Here is a 19,035-nt window from a genome sequence, read left to right on the forward strand (position 1 = left end):
TCAGGCCTCCTCGCACGGGGATTGGGGGGCGGTGCGTCGGGCCCGCCGGGCGCCGAGGCGCTCCTGCAGGCCGATGACGAACACGAAGAACGCCGGCACGAAGCACACCGCCAGCAGCGTGCCGCTGAGCATGCCGCCGAACACCCCGGTGCCGATGGCGTGCTGGGTCTCGGCGCTGGCGCCGGAGGCGAGCATCAGCGGCACCACGCCGAGGGTGAAGGCCAGCGAGGTCATCAGGATCGGCCGCAGGCGCAGGCGCGCCGCCATCACCGCCGCCTCCGCCAGGCTGCGGCCTTCGGCATGTAGCTGGCGGGCGAACTCGACGATGAGGATCGCGTTCTTCGCCGAGAGGCCGATGATGGTGATCATCCCCACCTTGAAGAACACGTCGTTGGGCAGGCCGCGCAGCATCACCGCCGCCACCGCGCCCAGCAGGCCCAGCGGCACCACCAGCATCACCGACAGTGGGATGGACCAGCTCTCGTACAGCGCCGCCAGCACCAGGAACACCACCAGCGCGGAGAGCAGCATCAGCAGCGGCGCCTGGGCCGCCGACTGGCGCTCCTGCAGGGATTGCCCGGTCCAGGCCACGGCGAAGCCCGCCGGCAGCTGCGCCACCAGCCGCTCCATCTCGGCCATGGCATCGCCACTGGACACGCCCGGCGCAGGGCCGCCGGCGATGCGCACCGCCGGGAAACCCTGGAAGCGCATCATCTGCTGCGGCGACTCGGTCCAGATCGGCGTCACCACCTCGCGCAGCGGCACCATGCCGCCGGCGGCGTTGCGCACCCGCAGGCCGAGCACGTCGTCCAGCTGCATGCGCGCGGCGGCGTCCGCCTGGAGGATGACCTGCTGCATGCGCCCGGCATTGGGGAAGTCATTGACGTAGAGCGAGCCCATGGCCGCCGACAGGGTGCTGCTCACCGCCGCGAACGACACGCCCATGGCCTCGGCCTTGCGCCGGTCGATCTCCAGGCGAATGCTCGGCCCCGGCGGCAGGCCGTCCGGGTACACATCACTGACCACGCTGCTCTGCGCCGCCAGCTTGAGCAGTTGCGCCTGGGCCTCGCGCAGCGCCGCCTCGCCCCGGCCGGCGCGGTCCTGGAGGAACAGGGTGAAACCGGAAGAAGTGCCCAGCTCGTCGATGGCCGGCGGCAGCAGGCTCATCACCGTGCCCTCGGGAATCTCCGCCATCGCCGCCTGGGCCAGGGCCGACTCCTCGCCGGCCGTGGCGCCGTCGCGCTGGTCCCAGTCCTTGAGCATGGTGAAGGCCATGGCGGCGTTGGGGCCGGAGCCGGAGAAGCTGAAGCCCAGTACCACCAGGTTCGCCTCCAGCGCCGGGCGGCTGGCCACGTGGGCCTCGAAGGTGCGCACCACGTCCAGGGTGCGTTCGGCGGTGGCGCCGGTGGGCAGCTGGATGGAGGTCATGAAGTAGCCCTGGTCCTCCTCCGGCAGGAAGGACGACGGCAACTGGTACGCCGCCAGCGCCAGCACGCCGCAGAGCGCGGCGAAGCCCGCCATCATCCGCCCGCTGTGGGCGACCATGCCGGCCACACCGCCGGTGTAGCGCTCGGTCAGCCGCTCGAAGCCACGGTTGAAGGCGCCGAAGAAGCCGCGCCGGGTGTGGTGCCCGGGCGCCACCGGGTGCAGCAGCGTGGCACACAGCGCCGGGGTCAGGGTCAGCGCGAGGAAGGCCGAGAACAGGATCGACACCGCCATCGACAGGGTGAACTGCTGGTAGATCACCCCCACCGAGCCGGAGCCGAACGCCATGGGGATGAACACCGCGGTGAGCACCAGGGTGATGCCCACCACCGCGCCGCTGATCTCCTTCATGGCCCGCGCAGTGGCCTCCCGCGGCGACAGGCCGTGGCTGGCCATCAGCCGCTCGACGTTCTCCACCACCACGATGGCGTCGTCGACGATGATGCCGATGGCCAGCACCATGCCGAACATGGTCAGGGTGTTGATGGAGAAGCCCGCCACCAGCATCACCGCGAAGGTGCCCAGCAGGGCGATGGGCGCGACGATGGCCGGGATCAGCGTGTAGCGCACGTTCTGCAGGAACAGGTACATGACCAGGAACACCAGCACCATGGCCTCGAACAGCGTCTGCACCACCTTCTCGATGGAGACCTTGACGAAGGGCGCCGTGTCGAACGGGACGGAATAGCCCATGCCCGCCGGCATGCTCGGCGCCAGCTCGGCGAGCCGGTCGCGCACGGCCTGGGCGGTGCGCACGGCGTTGGCCCCGGGCGACAGCTGGATGGCCGCACTGGTGGCCGCCACGCCGTTCTCGCGGTTGGCGAAGCCGTAGGACTGCGCGCCCCGCTCCACCCGCGCGACGTCACCGATCACCACCCGCGAGCCGTCGGCGCCGGCGCGCAGCACGATGGCGGCGAACTGCTCCGGGCTGGACAGTTGCCCCTCCACCGTCAGCGGCACGGTCACCCGCTGGCCGGGCAGCGTCGGCTCGTCGCCGACCCGGCCGGGGGCGATCTGCGCGTTCTGCTGTTCGATGGCCTGGGCCAGGTCACCCATGGTCAGGCCGTAGGCGGTCAGCTGGTGCGGGTCCACCCAGATGCGCATGGCCTGCTCGGCGCCGAACAGCTGCACGCGCCCGACGCCGTCGATGCGCCGCAGCTCCTGCACGATATTGCGCGCCAGGTAGTCGTTCAGCGCCACCTCGTCGAAGCGCCCGTCCGGCGAGGTCATGCCCACCATCATCAGGAAGCCGGAGGCCGCGGACTCCACCTGCAGGCCACTCTGCCGCACCACCTGGGGCAGGCGCGGCTCCACCGCCTTGATGCGGTTCTGCACGTCCACCTGGGCCAGCTCGGGGTCGGTGCCGGGCTTGAAGGTGGCGGTGATCTGCGCCGAGCCGGAGGTGTCCACCGAGGACTCGAAATAGAGCAGGTTCTTGACCCCGGACAGCTCGCGCTCGATCAGGCTCACCACCGAGTCGTCCAGGGTCTGCGGCGTGGCGCCGGGGTAGGAGGCGTAGAGCGTCACCGACGGCGGCGCCACCGAGGGGTAGCGGGCAATCGGCAGCTGCGGGATGGCGATCATCCCGAACAGCACGATGAACAAGGCGATCACCCAGGCGAACACCGGGCGCTCGATGAAGAACTGCGGCATGGTCGTCTCCTCGACTCAGTGCGCGGTGGCGGCCAACCCGGCGGCCACACTGGGCTGCCAGGGGCGCGGGTCGACGGCGGCGCCCTCCTCCAGGCGCTCGATGCCTTCCACCACCACCCGCTGGCCGGCACCGAGGCCGGCGGCGATGCGGTAGCGGCGGTCCACCAGCTCGCCCAGCTCGACGGCGATCCGCTTGGCCTGCTGCTGCTCGTCGATCACCCACACGCTGGCCGCCTCGCCGGCGCGCACCACCGCCTGCTGCGGCACGGCCAGGGCCGCCGGGTAATGCGCCCGCACCACCCGCGCCCGCACGAACATGCCCGGCAACAGGCGCCGCTCGGGGTTGTCCACCAGCACGCGCAGCAGCACATCGCCGGTGCCGGCATCGACATTGATGCCGGAGAACAGGATGCGTGCGTGCAGGTCGTAGGGCTTGCCGCTGCTGCCGAGGATCTGCACCGGCAGCCCGCCATCGCCGGGCCCGCCCCGCGTCTCCAGCGCCTCGCGCAGGCGTTCGAGGGAGGCGGCGGACTGGCGCACGTCCACGTACACCTGGTCGATCTGCTGCAGGGTGGCCATGGGCGAGGCATCGGTCGAAGTCACCAGTGCCCCTTCGGAGACCAGGGTCTGGTCGATGCGCCCGGAGATCGGCGCCTCCACCGTGGCGAAGCGCAGGTCCAGCTGCCGTCGCGCCAGCACCGCCTGGGCCTGGGCCACGTCGGCCGCCGCCTGTTCGCGCTGGGACACGGCGTCGTCATACACCTGCCGGCTCACCGCCTCGGCCCGCACCAGCGGCGCCAACCGCTCGGCCTGGATGCGCGCACGCTCCAGCACCGCGCGCGCACGCTGCAGGGCGGCGGCCGCGGTTTCCACCTCGGCCTTGAAGGGCGCCGGGTTGATCTGGAACAGCGCCGTCCCGGCCTGGATCTCGGCGCCCTGGCTGAACAGCGTGCGCTGCAGGATGCCGCTGACCTGGGGGCGGATCTCCGCCGTGCGCAGGGCCGCGACACGCCCTGGCAGGTCCTCGTCGACCACCAGCTCGGTCGGCGCCAGGGTCATCACCGTGACCCGCGCCGGCGGCATGCCCTCCTCCGCCGTTGGCGACGGCTCACACCCCGCCAGACCAAACGCGAATACCCCGATCCACACGGCACGCAGCCGCCCCTTCAGCAATCCCATGACCCACTGCCCTCACGGATGAACGGCCCCGGCCAGAACGGCCGAAAGCCCAGAAAACGCGAGTCTGGCGGCCCACCGTTGGGATTGATTCGAGGTTTTGTGGAGATCGTGTGGAGGCGGGGCGGGGCGTGCGTCAAAAGCAGAGGGGAGCACCTCAGGCCGGCTTGCCCAGCCATATCCTCAACTGCTGTGCATAGCGGGTTTCTTCAATCACCTTGGGGTAGGAGCCAGGATCAAGGGCCCGCACCACTCCGAAATCCGAACACGTCTCCCGATAGCCGAGCTGGCAACTCGACTGGTCGAAGGCTTCCCGCAGCAATTTCCTGAGCCCGTTCATACGTGCTCGGGCCACCCGGGCGGTCACTTCAATGATGTCCATCTGGTCGGTGATTTCCCGATACAGGTCAAAAATCAGCACGTCGTGCATCTCGTCATGCCCCAGAAAGGCATGCAAGTCGCCCTCCCCGACCTTGGTACGTTCGAAATAGAGATCCCATAGGCCAGTCAATGCATCCGGATTGACACCGACGTACCGAGCAATGTCTCGCCAGGCTGCCGTGAGGTATTTGGTGTCGTCGATCCACTCGTATAGATCGGGCATTGAGATGGAGAACTGGACACTCGCAATACCAATCAAGGGCTGCACGTCACTAACTCCCAACAATCAAAAGCTCCCGGTAAAGCGCAGCAGCGTATTCGAAAGACTGAGTGGCTCACCAGACCACGAAACGAAACTTCGGCGTGGCATCGATGGCCACTCTGCCGCTGTGACGGCCTTCAGATTGTCATACGATTTCCGTTGAATATTTCTTACGCCCCTGTCAGATTCCGCTTCGCTGTACAAGTGTTGCAAAGGATTGCAAGTACAAAGCGACCCAGAAACACCCTCGCGAGTATCTGCAAAATCCCCCTGAATTCCGCTGATCCTGCCGCCAAGTCGTGGCTTTTCGTCGTGGCTGGAAAATAGCGTTCCCGAGCGGGAGTGAACCTCGACAAACAACTTCTTCTGTGAATTTGCAGTGACAACCAGGCGCTCCACGCCCAACAAGAACCCACATGGATGATTGCGTCATGACTGTTTTCCACGCCCTGAAACGCCGCTCCACCCCTGCCAACCTGCTCCGCTGCGCCGTCGCGGTGGGGCTCGCCGCCGTGCTCGGTGGTTGCAACTCCTCCGAATCCGAAGTCCAGAAGGTGGTGATCGACAACCTGCTGGTGAAGGACGTCTACAAGTTCGGTGAATTCACCGAAATCGACGGCATCGCCGCCTGCCAGACCGTCAACAGCGTCCGGGCCGACGGCCAGGACACCGGCGACATGCAAGGCTTCGCGATGAAGAAGGACGGTGCCTGGCATTTCCTGAGGTTCCTCGACAGCACTCACGAAGAGTGCGTGCAGGCGGCCAAGGAAGTGACCACGGAATTGGTCGAGAAAGGCTACAAGGGCTGAGCAGCCCGCTGAATTACCGTCACCCTCTGGAGAGATTCAATGCGTACCAAGATCCTGCACATCGGCCTGATCGCCGCCATGGGCCTGCTGGCCGCCTGCGGCTCCTCGCCGCGTGCCCCGCAACAACAGATCGTCGGCCAGATTCCGGCGGGCAGCCCCTTTGCCAAGGTCCAGCCCGGCATGTCCATGAAGCAGGTGCATGACCTGATCGGCCAGCCCACCGACAGCTACAACCGCATGACCGGCAAGATGTTCATCCCCTTCTACTTCGGCAGCGACGCCATGCGCATGGAAGAGCTGTACAAGGGCCAGGGCCGCATCACCTACACCGGCGTAGGCGCCACCGGTGCCAACTTCAACGTCTACCAGATCACCTACGACCCGAGCGAAGACGGCTACAACAACCGTTGATCCGCCGCCTCGCCCGACAAGAAGCCCCGCATGATGCGGGGCTTTTTGTTTGAGGGGACGACCCGCTCCGATCAGGCCGGGACGGGCTTGATCACCAGGAAATTCCGCGCGCTGTAATACGCCTCGGAGTCCTGCCAGGCCAGCCCCGCGAAGCTGTCCATGCCCGCTTGCCAGGGCTCGTTGTCGAACAGCGCCTCCACCGTGCGCTGGTTGTCGAAGGCGCAGAAGAAGTGCCGGAACCAGTGGATGCGCCCATCCAGCGGCAGGGCGCGGATCTGCGCCTCGATGCTGGGGAACAGGTCCTCCGGCAGCGCCGGCACCTTGCCGTCGGCACCGCGCGTGCAGAAGTTGCCCAGGTGCGCCTCGAAGCGCTGCTCACCCACCTGCCAGGTCTCCACCGTCACCTGGTCCTCGTCGACACGGCCCCAGAGTGCCGAGAGCAGCACGTGGAAGCTGTTGCGGCAGAAGTTCTCCCAGGCATCGCGCAGGCCGGCCTCGCCCTCACCCACGCCGGCGAAGGCTTCCTGGAAGTGGCGGTTGTCATCCTCCAGCAGCACGTCCACATCCAGCCGGCCGGTCTTGCCGCGGGGATACCAGGTGGCACGGATCGCCGGCAGCCGGCCACCCGGCGCAACCCACCCTTCGTGCACGACGAACTCGACGCCGTGGGCTTCGAACAGTGCAGCCAGAAGCTGCGAAACAGAGACCGGTTCCATCTTCGATCCTTATGTAATGATGGCGCGCCCGACACGGGCCGAAACGGCGCGTAGAGTAACGCGCTTCCGCATCACGAGCCGGTCGTTCGTCAATGAATGCGAGGGAGCTTTTCCAATGTCCTGCCTGATAGGCCCATGCACCGCCATCCGGAGGCCGCGGTGAGAGCCGCCATCTGCATGCTTTGCGGCAGGCCCTGCGTGTGCTGTGGGCTGGTCGATTGCGGATGCTGGTTCCGGTTCGCCGACTACCGCCCCTTAGCCCCCCGCGCGGCGGGGCACCCGGTCGGGCTTGAGTGGTTCTGCGCTGAGCACAGGGAGGCAGCTGGCGAATGCACGAACATGCCCAGTGACCAGGCTCTGGCGCATCTGGTGGCCCGCTTTGGCAGCATGGCGCCCGACCACCCGTGGTCCGAGGAGCCCTCGCTGTGGGTTCTGGACGCAGGCGAGCAACCCATCAAGGTGTTCGCCCTCCTCCGGCTGGCCGCCCAACTGACTCCGGCACAAGCCCGAGAGCGTATGCAGACGGGGCGCTTCCGGGTGCTGAACGCCAGTAGCTATGAGCTCAAGCGATGGCATGAACTGTTCACCGCCGCTGGCGCACACCTGGAGTACCGCTGCGAATGAAACGCCCCCTCGCCGCCCTCACCCTGCTGCTGGCCCTGTCCACGCTCCACGCCGAGGAGGTTGCCCCCATGAACCACCCGCCCTTCGATGCCGCCTTCGCCGAGGGCTACCAGGTCAAGGTGGAAGGGATCGACTACCGCTTCTACACCCAGCCCATTGGCGAGCTGGAGCTGCCCACCGGGCAACTGGTGGCCTGTGACCCGCTGGTGAGCTGCGACGCGCCTTTCACCCAGGCGGTACCCAAGGGCCGTTTCCCGCTGCAATTGGCCATCGCGCGGATCGGCGAGGACGAGCGCATCGCCTTCGCCCGCATCGTCTTCGCGCCCGGCGCGGCAACCCGCTGGGAGATGGCCCTGGTGGACGGCCAGGACCCGAGCACCCTGGGCCCGGACGAATTCTTCGGCTACGGCGTGGACAGCGGCACCGGCGGCTTCATGGACGCCGCCGCCCTGCGCCGCTACGAAGCGCAGCGCGAGCAGGAGGGCGAAGCCTTCGACGAGCGCCTGCTGGCCGAGCTGGACACGACCTACCGGCACACCCGCAGCTGGACCCTGCTGCCGACCGAGGCCGGCAACGTGGCGTTGTTCTCCAGCGGCTATGGCGACGGCGCCTACCCCAGCTACTTCGGCTACGACGCCAGTGGCCGGCTGGTGGCGGTGGTGACCGACTTCCTGCTGTTGCCCTGGCACTGAGGCCGGGGCCGGCTCAGTCGCCCAGGGGCTCCAGGTTGGCGTCGATCCAGCGGCCGCCTTCCTGGCTCAGCTGGCCGGCCTGCGGCTCGGGGTTGGCCGGGTCCAGGCTGGCCTGGCCGGTGTAGCGCAATGCCTCGCCCTCGACGAACAGGCGGTCGATGCGCTGGGGCAGGTAGGGCGAGGTCTGGGAATAACCCGGCACCACATAGAGGCCGCCGTTCCGGGCGGGCTGGAGCGCCGCGATGTGGGTGCGCACTGCACTCGCGTCGCCCACGCAGCCCTCGTCCACCTGGAACAGCGCCAGGTACAGGGGGTGTTCCTCCAGGGTGGCGGGCTCCACCACGGTGAAGGGCACCAGCGTCTTCACCGGCATCGAGAAGCTGCAGCCCAGCGCGCCGGCGTAGTGCTCCAGCACCGCCGGCGCCTTGGCCGCCGCGCCGGATGCCTGCGGATCGGGCAATGCGCCTGCCCAGGCCGCCCCTGTGGATAACGCCATCCCTGCACACACCGCTGCCAACCCTTTCATTGCCCTGCCCTCCACGGACTGATCGATGGGCGAATCCTGCGCGCCCCGGAACCGCGCGCAGTGTCGCTGCAAACGTCCCGCGCCGCCGCGAAGTGGCCCGGCAAAAACGCCAACTCAGCGCTGCGGCAGCGGCTGTGTGCCACTGCGCAGGCGCCCCAGCACGCGTTCGGCATTCTCCTGGCAGCCCATGCCTTCGGGCTTGTCCTCGATGCTGTCGATCACCTGCAGGAGGCGCTCGCGGGCCACCACCAGGCGCGCCTGCATGGCCTCGATCTCCGCCACCTTGCGCCGCAGGCCCTCCAGCATCCGCTCGTGGTTACCGTGTACCTGGCCGGGGCTGGGCAGCAGGTGGCGCATCTCCTCCAGGCTGAAGCCGGCCTGCTGGCCGCAGGCGATCAGCTCCAGCACCGCGAGGGCTTGCTCGGGGTAGTCCCGGTAGCCATTGCCCAGGCGCTGGGCGGCGATCAGGCCGCTGGCCTCGTAGAAGCGGATGCGCGAGGCGGTCAGGCCGCTGCGTCGCGCCAGTTCACCGATTTTCATGGCAGGGGTTCTCCACCTATTGACCTTGAAGCTGACTTTAACCTTAGGCTCTGCCGCAGCTCTTCTACCTTTCGTCGATGCCCGCCCGAGGACACCCACCATGTCGCCCTTCCAGCCGCTCAGCCTGCCCAATGGCACCACCCTGCCCAACCGCATCGCCAAGGCCTCCATGGAGGAGAACCTCGCCGATCCCCTCCAGGCGCCGTCCGATGCGCTGATGCGCCTCTACGCGGCCTGGGCCGAAGGCGGTGTGGGGTTGCTGCTCAGCGGCAACGTGATGGTGGACGCCCGCGCCATGACCGGCCCCGGCGGTGTGGTGCTGGAGGATGACCGCCAGCTGCCGCGCTTCCGCGAATGGGCAACGGTGGGCAAGGCCCATGGCGCGCAGTTCTGGCTGCAGCTGAACCACCCCGGCCGGCAGATGCAGGCCAACCTCGGCCAGGCGACCGTGGCCCCGTCGGCGGTGGCCCTGGAGATGGGCAGCCTGTCGCGGATGTTCCCCACCCCGCGTGCGCTGGAGGAACAGGACATCGCCGCCCTGATCGAGCGCTTCGCCACCAGCGCCGTGCTGGCCGAGCAGGCCGGCTTCGACGGCGTGCAGATCCACGCCGCCCACGGCTACCTGCTCAGCCAGTTCCTATCGCCGCTGACCAACCGCCGCCAGGACCGCTGGGGCGGTTCCCTGGAGAACCGCGCGCGCCTGCTGCTGGAGGTGGTGAAGGCGGTGCGGGCGCGGGTATCACCGCGCTTCGGCGTGGGGGTGAAGCTGAACTCGGCGGACTTCCAGCGCGGCGGCTTCGAGCCGCAAGACGCCCGCCAGGTGCTGCTGTGGCTGAACGACCTGCCGGTGGACCTGGTGGAGCTCTCCGGCGGCAGCTACGAGGCACCGGCCATGCAGGGCGACGCCCGGGATGGCCGCACCCTCGCGCGGGAGGCGTACTTCCTGGAGTTCGCCCGCGAACTGGCCACCGAAGCGCGCATGCCGGTGATGGTCACCGGCGGCATCCGCCGGCTGCCGGTGGTGGAGCAGGTGCTCGCCAGCGGCGTGAGCCTGGCCGGCATCGCCACCGCCCTGGCCCTGGACCCGGCCCTGCCGCGCCGCTGGCGTGAGGGCGACAACGCCGCCAGCGCCGAGCTGCCGCCCATCCGCTGGCGCAACAAGTCCCTCGCCGCGCTAGCCTACATGTCGGCCGTGAAATACCAGATGCGCCGCCTCGGCGACGGCCAATCCCCCCGCCCCGGCGTCTCCCCCCTGCGCGCCTTGCTCAAGGAGCAATGGCACACCCTCCACCGCACCCGCCATTACCGCCGGCTCATGGCGGAGCGTAGTGAGGGGTAGGCATGAAGACGGCTGCGGGGGATGGCGCGGGTTGATGCGGTTCTCCGAGCTCACCGCATCCTACGGGGGTGCCCGGTGTGTAGGGTGGATGGCGCTTTATCCATCCACCAAAGGGTGTGCCGCCGGCTCCGATGGTGGGCTGAAGCCCACCCTACGCTCAGCCGTAGCCTGGGCTTCAGCCCAGGGATGCGCCGCGGTCCCGGGCTGAAGCCCGGGCTACGTGCCTGACGCCGAGATGGTGTCCGGCAGGGCGCGGCGGCAAACGTAGGATGGGCTGAGCTGTGCGAAGCCCATCGTTGCGGGGCTCGGGCACGGGGCGATGCGGTTCGCCGAGCTCACCGCATCCTACGGGTGCCCGATGTGCGTCGAGGCGGTGGACTGGTAAAGCGCGGAGTGTCCGGCAGGGTGCGGCGACAAACGTAGGATGGGCTGAGCTGTGCGAAGCCCATCGTGGCGGGCTCATGCGGGGATTCGATGCGGTTCGCCGAGCTCAGCGCATCCTGCGGATTGTTCGGCAGGGGGCTCGGCGGCGTTCAGGAAATGGCGGAAGCCAAGGATCACGCCCTGTTCCAGGTCGGCTTCGGGCAGGTCGTGGGCGTGGGCTTCCAGCTGGCGGAGGAAGTCGGGCCAGAGGGGTTGGTCCTGGCCATGGCCGAGGTAGCGCACGGGCAGGTCAGCCTGGGCGCCGGTGACCTGTCGGGCCAGCAGGCGACCGCCCAGGCGCGAGCCTTCCAGCACGTAGGCCAGGCCCCAGAGCAGGCCCGGTTTGGCGTCCAGGCAGGGCGCGGCTGTCGGTGGCGGCGACAACCCCAGGTCGGCCAGGTCGGCCAGCAGGGCGTGGCGTCGGCGACGTGCCGGCCAGTCCGGCACCAGCTGGGCGATGCCGGCCTGCTCCAGGGCCTGCTCCAGCCCCGGCAAGGCGCGGGCATGGGCGCGCAGGAAGGCGCGGTAGCCGTCCGCCTGGCTCAGGTCGAAGCGGGAGAAGGCGGCGTCCACGGCCTCGTGCCACGGGGCGCCGGCCTGGCGCAGGTGCTCGCGCACCCTCATGGGCGCTCCTCCAGGGCGGCGCGCAGCTTGGCGGCGATGTCCGCTTCACGGAAGGGTTTCTGCACCACCACCTGGTCGGGCAGGTCCAGCCCGCCCAGTTCGGCGTAGCCGGTGATGAAGATGACGGGCAGATCGGGCCGCTGCTGCTGCGCCAGGTTGGCCAGCTCGGCGCCGTTCATGCCGGGCATGGCGTAGTCGGTGAGCAGCAGGTCGACGCCCTGTTCCAGGCGCTGCAACGCTTCGCTGCCGCTGCCGACCTCCAGCACCCGGTAGCCCAGCGATTCCAGCAGCGCGGCGGTCACCTCGCGCACGCGGGGGTCGTCGTCCACCAGCAGGATGGTCCGCGCGGTGCTGCTCGGCCCCGGTACCGGCACGGCCGCCGGACGCTCGGCGCAGGCCTCGCCGGAGTCGTCGTGGATGCACGGCAGGTAGACCTTGACCCGCGTACCGCGCCCCGGCTCGGTGTGGATGCTGACGCCGCCGCCGGACTGCTTGGCGAAGCCGAACACCTGGGCCAGGCCGAGCCCGGAGCCCTTGCCCACCTCCTTGGTGGTGAAGAACGGCTCGAAGGCCTTGGCCAGCACCTCCTCGGTCATGCCCACGCCGGTGTCCTCGATGCTCAGCACCACATAGGGGCCCGGCTCCGGGTCTTCGGGGCGCTGCGCGGCGGCCTGCACCACCTCGTTGGCGGTCACCAGGCGCAGGGTGCCGCCCTGGGGCATGGCGTCGCGGGCGTTGATGGCGAGGTTGAGGATGATCATCTCGGTCTGGGTCGGGTCCACCAGCGCCCGCCAGAGGTCGGGGGCGGTGTGGGTTTCCACCCAGATGCCGCCGCCGAGGGTGCGCTGCAGCAGCTCCAGCAGGCCCTGCAGGGTGTCGTTGAGGTTGACCGGTACCGGCTCCAGGCGCTGCCGGCGGGAGAACGCCAGCAACTGCCCGGTGAGCTTGGCGCCGCGCTCGCCGGCCTCGCGGATGTTGTGCAGGCGGCCGAGGATGCGCTCGTGGTTGCCACGCTCGACGTCGCGCTCGAGGAAGGTGGCGCTGGTGAGGATGACGGTGAGCAGGTTGTTGAAGTCGTGGGCGACCCCGGCGGTGAGCTGGCCGATGGCTTCCAGGCGCTGCATCTGCTGCAGGGTCGCCTCGATGCGTTCGCGTTCGCGGATCTGCTCGCGCAGGCGCTGGTTGGTGGCGGCCAGCTCGTCGAGCACCGCGCGCTCGCCGGTGATGTCGCGCACGGCGGCGTACATCAGCCCCTCGTCGGGGACGATGGTCCAGGACAGCCAGCGGTAGTCGCCGTCGGTGTGGCGCATGCGGTTGACGAAGCGGGTGGAGACGTTGCCGTCGGCCACGCTCTCGGTCTCGCGCAGGGTCGCCTCGATGTCGTCGGGGTGGATCAGCTGCCACAGCTGCACCCGGGTGAGCTGCTCGCGGGTGAGGCCGAGGGTGTCTTCCCAGGCGGGGTTGAGGGCGATGGGCGTCATGTCGAAGCGCATCACCGCCAGCAGCTCGCGGGAGAGCTCCCAGGTGCGGTCGCGCTCGCGGGTGCGCCGTTCGACGCGTTCGCCGAGCATTTCGTTGAGCCGCTGCAGGGCCTCGGTGGCGTACTTCTGCTCGCTGATGTCCTGCAGCACGCCGATGAAGCGCACGCAGCGCCCCGCCTCGAAGAAGGCCCGGCCACTGGTGAGCACCCAGCGCTCGCGCCCGCCCGGCAGTTGCACGCGGTACTCGGCCTGGTACTCGTTGCCGCTGTCCACGGCCAGCGCCTCCTGGACCTTGCGCTCCAGCAGGGGGCGGTCCTTGGGGTGGCAGCGGTCGAAGAAGGTGACCAGGTCCACCTCGGCGTCCCGGGGCAGTTCGTAGAGGGCCTTGCAGCGTTCGTCCCAGAGCAGCCGGCCGGTCTGCGGGTTGTAGTCCCACATGCCCATGCGCGCGGCGTCGATGGCCAGGCGCGCACGCACCTCCACCTCCATCAGCGCCTCTTCGGCGCGGCGCCGGCGTTCGCGCTCGCGCACCTCGGCCAGGGCCCGGCCCACGGCCTTGGGCAGCAGGCTGAGGTTCTGCTTGAGCACGTAGTCGACGGCGCCCTGGCGCATCATCTCCACCGCGTGTTCTTCGCCGAACACGCCGGAGAGGAAGATGAAGGGCGTCTTCGGCGCCAGGCGCCGGGCCACTTCCAGGGCCTGGGCGCCGGACGAGCCGGGCAGGATGAAATCGCAGAGGATCAGGTCGAAGGTGGCGGCTGCCAGGGCCTGCTCGACCCCGGCGTGGTGGTAGACCAGGGTCGAGTCGACCTCGAGGCCGCTGCGTTCCAGAATCAGCAGGGCCAGTTCGGCGTCCCGCGGGCTGTCTTCGACCAGCAGCAGTTTGAGTGGCGTTTGCGGCATGGAGTGTGGGGGCTTCCTGTGGGTCGGCGGGCCGTATCAGCTTCCGGGGCGGCGCTGCAGTCGCAGCGAGCCCGGCGGCGGCTCGTTGAGCACGGCCCAGAACACGCCGAGGTCGGAGATGGCGGTGACGAATTCCTTGAATTCGACCGGCTTGACCACGTAGGCGTTCACGCCCAGCTCGTAGGCGCGCTGCAGGTCCGGCTCCTCGCGGGAGGAGGTCAGCATCACGGTGGGGATGCTGCGCAGCTCGGGCGTCTCGCGCACCGCCTTGAGCACTTCCAGGCCGTCGACCTTGGGTAGCTTCAGGTCCAGCAGCAGCACGGCGGGGTTGCCGTCGTCACGCTGGGCGTAGTGGTTGCGACGCAACAGGTAATCGAGGGCGTCGGCGCCATCACGCATGACGACGACGTCGTTGGCCAGCTGGCTGCGCTCCAAAGCGACCAGCGTGAGTTCCAGGTCGTGGGGGTTGTCCTCGACCAGCAGGATGGGTTTGAGCATGGGTAATCACTCAGTGGGTAGTTGACTGTGCTGCGCCCTCAGGGGCAGTGCGAAATGAAATCGGGCGCCCTCGCCCACGCGTCCCTCGGCCCATACGCGGCCGTCGTGGCGTTCGATGATGCGGCGCACACTGGCCAGGCCGATGCCGGTGCCCTCGAACTCTTCCATGCGATGCAGGCGCTGGAACACGCCGAACAGCTTGCCGGCGTACGCCATGTCGAAGCCCACGCCGTTGTCGCTCACCGTCACCACCACTTCGTCGCCCTCGGTGCGGGCGCTGACCTCGATCACCGCCGGGTCGCGGTCGCGGCTGTACTTCACGGCGTTGGCCAGCAGGTTGCGCATGGCCAAGTGGAGGAAGGCGGCATCGGCGATGAGCGTGGGCAGCCCGGCGATGTGCCATTGGATGTTGCGGCCCACCAGGTCCGGCTCCATCTCCTTGAGGATGGCGTCCACCAGGGCCTGCAGGTCCACGTCGGAGAAGCGCAGGGCCGCGCGGCCCATCTGCGAGAAGCTCAGCAGGTTGTCCACCAGGGTGCCGGCGAAGCGGGCGGACTCGCCGATGTGGTCAAGGAAGCGCAGCCCCCGTTCGGACAGGCGACTGCCTTCGAATTCCCCCAGCAGCTCGGCGTAACCCGCGATGTGCCGCAACGGTGCGCGCAGGTCGTGGGACACGCTGTAGGAGAAGGCTTCCAGTTCCTTGTTGGATTTCTTCAGCTCGCTGGCCAGCGCTGCCATCTCCTCGGCCTTGCGCAGGACGATGCCGAGCACGGCGGTGCGCAGCTCCCAGACGCCCTCGATCTCCAGCGGGTCCCAGGGACTCGAGTAGCCGCGCACGGTCTGCTGCCAGCGTTCGAAGCTGTGCCGCGGGCTGAGGCCACCGCTGGGGTCGACGCTCTTTTCCGGGCGCCCGGCCCATTCGACGGTGCGCGCCTGCTCGGGCTTGAACCACACCAGGTAGTGGGAATGGATCTGCGAGATGGCCACGGCCAGTACACCCGCGGCATGCCGGGCGAGTTCGGGCAGTTCGTCGATGTCGCGGCCGACGTTGTCGCTGTGGAACACGTTGATGCCGGGGCGCCGGGCCAGCCAGTGCACCAGCGCCGTCACCTGGGCCTGGGGCGGGGTCTCGCCCACCAGGTCGCAGCGGGCGGCGGAGATGATGGCCGCGCCGCTGGCCTTTGCGAAGCCGAGGAAGGTCTCCGGCTGGGCCAGCAGGCCGCCGCTGATGCTGTCGCGGTCGGCCATGGCCGAGAGCATCTGGACGATGTGCTGGCGCAGGCTCAGCAGGTGCTCGGTGCGGTCGTGGGCCTCACGGCTCTCGATCTGCAGCGAGAGCACGCTGCCGAGCATTTCGCAGGCGGTACGGGTCTGGAAGCCCACGCCCCGGGGGTGCAGGTCGTGGCAGGAGATCAGCCCCCACAGCTCGCCACGCACCACGATGGAGACGGACATGGAAGCCAGGGTGCCCATGTTGCGCATGTACTGCAGGTGCACCGGCGAGACACTGCGCAGGGCGGCGAAGCTGAGGTCCAGCGGGCGTCCGGTGAGCGGGTTCTGCGCCGGGTACAGCGGCGAGGGCGTGTAGTGGGCGTCCTCGATCACGCGGATGCGGTTGGCGCGGTACAGCGCGCGCGCCTGGGGAGGGATGTCGGAAGCGGGAAAGCACAGGCCGAGGTAGCGCGGGTAGCCCTCGTCGGCCTCTTCGGCCAGCACCAGGCCATTGCCCTCGGCGTCGAAGCGGTAGGCCTTGACCCGGCCGAAGCCGGTGATGCACTTCATCTCCTGCACCGCGTGGCGGCACAGCTCGTCGACGTTGTCGGCGTCCTGCAGGCGGGCGACGAAGCTGCGCACCAGCGGGTAGAAATTGCCGTAGGCGGCGATGGCGTCGCTGGCCGGCTCGAACTCGGCGATCAGCACCTGGTCGTGGCGGTGCACCATCATCGCCACCGGGAGCGAACGCTCCTGGCCGATGGCGAAGCGCACGTCCCCCAGGTGGAAAGGATTGGGGTCTTCCAGGGCCAGCCCCTGCAGGCGGCCCTGGAGCACAGCGGCGTGTTCGAAGAGGCGCTCGAACGGGAGCCCGATCAGTTCGCTGGCGGGCAGGCCGAGCCAGTCCTGGACGTTCTCGCTGGCCTGCACCACGCAGCCACGGCCTTCGTCGAAGACCAGCATGAAACCGTGGGGCTGGATGCTGCCCGGGATATGGATGGGCTCTTTGGCACAGGCTTCGGTCGCAGCCGCCAGGTCCTCGGTGCTGTCGATGGGTGTCACAACGCGATCTCCTTTCGTGTCCTCGCGGCGGGGAAAACCCACACGACTTACCGGGTAATACGCCGGATCTGACGTGAACGAGGGCACAAACTATCAGAACCTCTACCAGCAGTCGTTGCTGGCAAAACGATTCTTCCGACGGGGTTCGGAATGGTGGAGTACGGAAATCGCGAAAAATTCCCCGTCAGCGGACCGACGTCATCGCCGATCCGCTGCGCCGGACCTCAGCTGGCCACGGCGCGACGGGCGTTGAGCAGTTCCAGGCGACGGCGTTCGACCAGGGTCTTGGCGGCGGTCATGTGGATCGGGCCACCGCTGAAGGTGGGCAGCTCGCGGTCGAGCCAGGTGTCGCCCTCGCCCTTCCAGGTCACTTCGCCGGAGGCCAGCTTCATTTCCCGCTGCATCTCGCGGATCACCCCACGCACCCGCTCGGTGCAGAACACCGCATCGCTCGGGATGGCCTTGCGCAACGGCTCCTCGCCGTCCTTGCCCAGGGTCAGCAGCAACATGCCGTCCGGACGCGGGCGGATGGACACTTCGTAACCGGGAAAAGCGTCGAAGAATTCCTTGATGGCGATCTGCATTGTTCGGCTCCCTGTCAGTGGATTGGGCTTTTGGACCCAGGCATTTGCAGGGCGCATGCCAGCCGAACTGTAAATCTATCTAATTGATTTAAAAGGAATTTATTTGAGATGAAGGCAGTTTGATATATGCAGCCTGCACGATGGCACGTTGATCGCCTTGCAAAATGCAAGGTCGAACCCACGCCTTGGCGCATCCGGATGAGAGCCACACATCGCCGCCTCCCAGAATCAGGCAACACCTCGGCGGCAAGGTTTCAGCAATGTGAGGGGCCCAGGACAATTCGTAGCCTGGGCTTCCACCCAGGGAAATGGTGCGGGGCATCCCGGACTGAAGTCCGGGCTACAGGCAGCACCCTGCCCCCGTAGCCTGGGCTTCAGCCCAGGGAAATGGCGCGGGGCATTCCCGGACTGAAGTCCGGGCTACAGGCAACGCCTCGCTCCCTAACGCTCCAGCGCCTGCCGCACCACGTCGGCGATGGCCAGGCTGGAGGTGAGGCCGGGGGATTCGATGCCGAACAGGTTCACCAGGCCGACGATGCCGTGGTCCTCGGGGCCGCTGATGCGGAAGTCCGCTGCGGGCTCGTCGGGGCTGCTGATCTTCGGGCGGATGCCGGCGTAGTCCGGCTGCAGCGCGCCGTCGGGCAGGCCCGGCCAGTAGCGGCGGATGGCGGCGTAGAAGCCGTCGGCGCGGCGTGGGTCGACCTGGTAGTCCTCGGTGTCCGTCCACTGCACGTCGGGGCCGAAGCGGGCCTGGCCGCCCAGGTCGAGGGTCATGTGCACGCCCAGGCCGGCGGCCTCCGGCGCGGGGTAGACCAGGCGGCTGAACGGTGCCCGTCCGGCGAGGCTGAAGTAATGGCCCTTGCACAGGTAGCCGCGCGGGACATGGGCGGCCGGCAGCCCGTCGATACGGCCAGCCAGGCCTGGGGCGCCAAGGCCGGCGGCGTTGACCAGCAGGCGGCAACCGAGGGTGGTCGGGCTGGCGCCGCCTACCGTCAGCTGGAAGCCGTCGCCCTGCACCTGCGCCGACAGCAACGGCGAACCCAGGGCCAGGGCGGCACCGGCGGCCTCGGCGTCGCCGAGCAGTGCCAACATCAGGCCGTGGGAGTCGACGATGCCGGTGGACGGCGAATGCAGCGCGGCCACGCAATGCAGGTCGGGTTCAAGCGCCAGGGCCTGGTCGCGGCTCAGCAGGCGCAGGTCATCCACGCCGTTGGCCAGCCCCCGCGCCAGCAGGGCCTGGAGCGGCGCCACCTGGGCGTCATCGGTGGCGACGATCAGCTTGCCGAGCTGTTGCACGGCCACGCCGTGGCTGCGGCAGAAGGCCAGGAGCCGATGGCGACCGTCGACGCACAGGCGCGCCTTGAGGCTGCCCGCCGGGTAGTAGATGCCGGCGTGGATCACTTCGGAATTGCGCGAGCTGATGCCGGTGCCGATGGCGTCGGCCGCTTCGACGATCACCACTTCGCGCCCTGCCTGGGCCAGTGCGCGGGCCACGGCCAGGCCGACCACGCCGGCCCCCACCACCACGCATTCGATATCCACTGCCATCGCATCGCTCCCTGTCAGGCGGCTGCCCGGCAACGCTGTGCCGGGGCTGGCGCAGCGTGCCAGAGGCGCGGGCCGGACGTCGACCG

17 protein-coding genes are annotated in these 19,035 nt (G+C 68.6%); 5 read left to right on the plus strand and 12 right to left on the minus strand.

The window, feature by feature from the left end:
• The 3 genes from PotMrB4_RS22315 to PotMrB4_RS22325 all read right to left on the minus strand — a co-directional run bounded on the left by PotMrB4_RS22315 (position 1) and on the right by PotMrB4_RS22325 (position 4,963).
• The gene (locus PotMrB4_RS22315) at positions 1 to 3,138 is read right to left on the minus strand and encodes an efflux RND transporter permease subunit (RefSeq protein WP_172434510.1); all 3,138 of its coding nucleotides are present in this window, start codon (positions 3,136 to 3,138) and stop codon (positions 1 to 3) included.
• A 15-nt stretch (positions 3,139 to 3,153) separates the two neighbouring features.
• Positions 3,154 to 4,221, minus strand: coding sequence for an efflux RND transporter periplasmic adaptor subunit (locus PotMrB4_RS22320; protein ID WP_232060757.1), 1,068 nt, complete (start codon positions 4,219 to 4,221; stop codon positions 3,154 to 3,156).
• A gap of 250 nt (positions 4,222 to 4,471) precedes the next feature.
• Positions 4,472 to 4,963 (minus strand): hypothetical protein, encoded by a 492-nt coding sequence (locus tag PotMrB4_RS22325; RefSeq protein WP_172434512.1) that lies wholly within the window; start codon positions 4,961 to 4,963, stop codon positions 4,472 to 4,474.
• A 425-nt stretch (positions 4,964 to 5,388) separates the two neighbouring features.
• On the opposite strand from PotMrB4_RS22325, the gene PotMrB4_RS22330 reads away from it, so the two are divergent.
• Positions 5,389 to 5,766, plus strand: a complete 378-nt coding sequence (locus PotMrB4_RS22330; RefSeq protein WP_172434513.1) for a hypothetical protein — start codon at positions 5,389 to 5,391, stop codon at positions 5,764 to 5,766.
• A gap of 39 nt (positions 5,767 to 5,805) precedes the next feature.
• Complete coding sequence (locus tag PotMrB4_RS22335; RefSeq protein ID WP_052807504.1) at positions 5,806 to 6,177, plus strand: hypothetical protein; 372 nt, start codon at positions 5,806 to 5,808, stop codon at positions 6,175 to 6,177.
• 71 nt (positions 6,178 to 6,248) lie between these two features.
• On the opposite strand, the gene PotMrB4_RS22340 is transcribed toward PotMrB4_RS22335, so the two are convergent.
• Positions 6,249 to 6,893, minus strand: a complete 645-nt coding sequence (locus PotMrB4_RS22340) for a DUF6348 family protein (RefSeq protein WP_044400085.1) — start codon at positions 6,891 to 6,893, stop codon at positions 6,249 to 6,251.
• A gap of 339 nt (positions 6,894 to 7,232) precedes the next feature.
• On the opposite strand from PotMrB4_RS22340, the gene PotMrB4_RS22345 reads away from it, so the two are divergent.
• On the plus strand, positions 7,233 to 7,517 hold the full coding sequence (locus tag PotMrB4_RS22345) for a hypothetical protein (RefSeq protein WP_139233626.1): 285 nt from the start codon (positions 7,233 to 7,235) through the stop codon (positions 7,515 to 7,517).
• Entirely contained in the window at positions 7,514 to 8,209 is a 696-nt protein-coding gene (locus tag PotMrB4_RS22350) for a DUF4241 domain-containing protein (RefSeq protein WP_197939498.1), read from the plus strand. Before PotMrB4_RS22345 ends, PotMrB4_RS22350 begins: the two co-directional genes overlap by 4 nt.
• A 13-nt stretch (positions 8,210 to 8,222) precedes the next feature.
• On the opposite strand, the gene PotMrB4_RS22355 is transcribed toward PotMrB4_RS22350, so the two are convergent.
• Both PotMrB4_RS22355 and PotMrB4_RS22360 read right to left on the minus strand, forming a co-directional pair.
• Positions 8,223 to 8,705 carry a hypothetical protein gene (locus PotMrB4_RS22355; protein WP_139233625.1) on the minus strand — a complete coding sequence of 161 codons (483 nt, stop codon included), beginning with the start codon at positions 8,703 to 8,705 and terminating at the stop codon, positions 8,223 to 8,225.
• A gap of 144 nt (positions 8,706 to 8,849) precedes the next feature.
• The gene (locus tag PotMrB4_RS22360) at positions 8,850 to 9,275 is read right to left on the minus strand and encodes a MerR family transcriptional regulator (protein WP_172434514.1); all 426 of its coding nucleotides are present in this window, start codon (positions 9,273 to 9,275) and stop codon (positions 8,850 to 8,852) included.
• Between the two features lie 100 nt (positions 9,276 to 9,375).
• On the opposite strand from PotMrB4_RS22360, the gene PotMrB4_RS22365 reads away from it, so the two are divergent.
• Entirely contained in the window at positions 9,376 to 10,614 is a 1,239-nt protein-coding gene (locus PotMrB4_RS22365; protein WP_172434515.1) for an NADH:flavin oxidoreductase/NADH oxidase family protein, read from the plus strand.
• A gap of 459 nt (positions 10,615 to 11,073) precedes the next feature.
• Here PotMrB4_RS22365 and PotMrB4_RS22370 read toward each other — a convergent pair whose 3' ends face one another.
• The 6 genes from PotMrB4_RS22370 to PotMrB4_RS22395 all read right to left on the minus strand — a co-directional run bounded on the left by PotMrB4_RS22370 (position 11,074) and on the right by PotMrB4_RS22395 (position 18,949).
• Positions 11,074 to 11,661, minus strand: coding sequence for a biliverdin-producing heme oxygenase (locus PotMrB4_RS22370; protein ID WP_172434516.1), 588 nt, complete (start codon positions 11,659 to 11,661; stop codon positions 11,074 to 11,076).
• Positions 11,658 to 14,045 carry a response regulator gene (locus PotMrB4_RS22375; protein WP_172434517.1) on the minus strand — a complete coding sequence of 796 codons (2,388 nt, stop codon included), beginning with the start codon at positions 14,043 to 14,045 and terminating at the stop codon, positions 11,658 to 11,660. The genes PotMrB4_RS22370 and PotMrB4_RS22375 overlap by 4 nt, the downstream gene beginning before the upstream one ends.
• A gap of 36 nt (positions 14,046 to 14,081) precedes the next feature.
• The gene (locus tag PotMrB4_RS22380) at positions 14,082 to 14,543 is read right to left on the minus strand and encodes a response regulator (RefSeq protein WP_107331293.1); all 462 of its coding nucleotides are present in this window, start codon (positions 14,541 to 14,543) and stop codon (positions 14,082 to 14,084) included.
• Between the two features lie 6 nt (positions 14,544 to 14,549).
• Positions 14,550 to 16,817, minus strand: a complete 2,268-nt coding sequence (locus tag PotMrB4_RS22385; protein ID WP_172434518.1) for an ATP-binding protein — start codon at positions 16,815 to 16,817, stop codon at positions 14,550 to 14,552.
• Positions 16,818 to 17,041: 224 nt separating this feature from the next.
• A complete protein-coding gene (locus PotMrB4_RS22390; protein WP_172434519.1) occupies positions 17,042 to 17,401 on the minus strand; it encodes a DUF3509 domain-containing protein in 360 nt (119 codons plus the stop codon).
• Between the two features lie 441 nt (positions 17,402 to 17,842).
• Positions 17,843 to 18,949 carry an NAD(P)/FAD-dependent oxidoreductase gene (locus PotMrB4_RS22395; protein WP_172434520.1) on the minus strand — a complete coding sequence of 369 codons (1,107 nt, stop codon included), beginning with the start codon at positions 18,947 to 18,949 and terminating at the stop codon, positions 17,843 to 17,845.
• Positions 18,950 to 19,035 lie beyond the last annotated feature (86 nt).

Origin of the sequence: Metapseudomonas otitidis (genome assembly GCF_011397855.1) — a bacterium.
Taxonomy (GTDB): domain Bacteria; phylum Pseudomonadota; class Gammaproteobacteria; order Pseudomonadales; family Pseudomonadaceae; genus Metapseudomonas; species Metapseudomonas otitidis.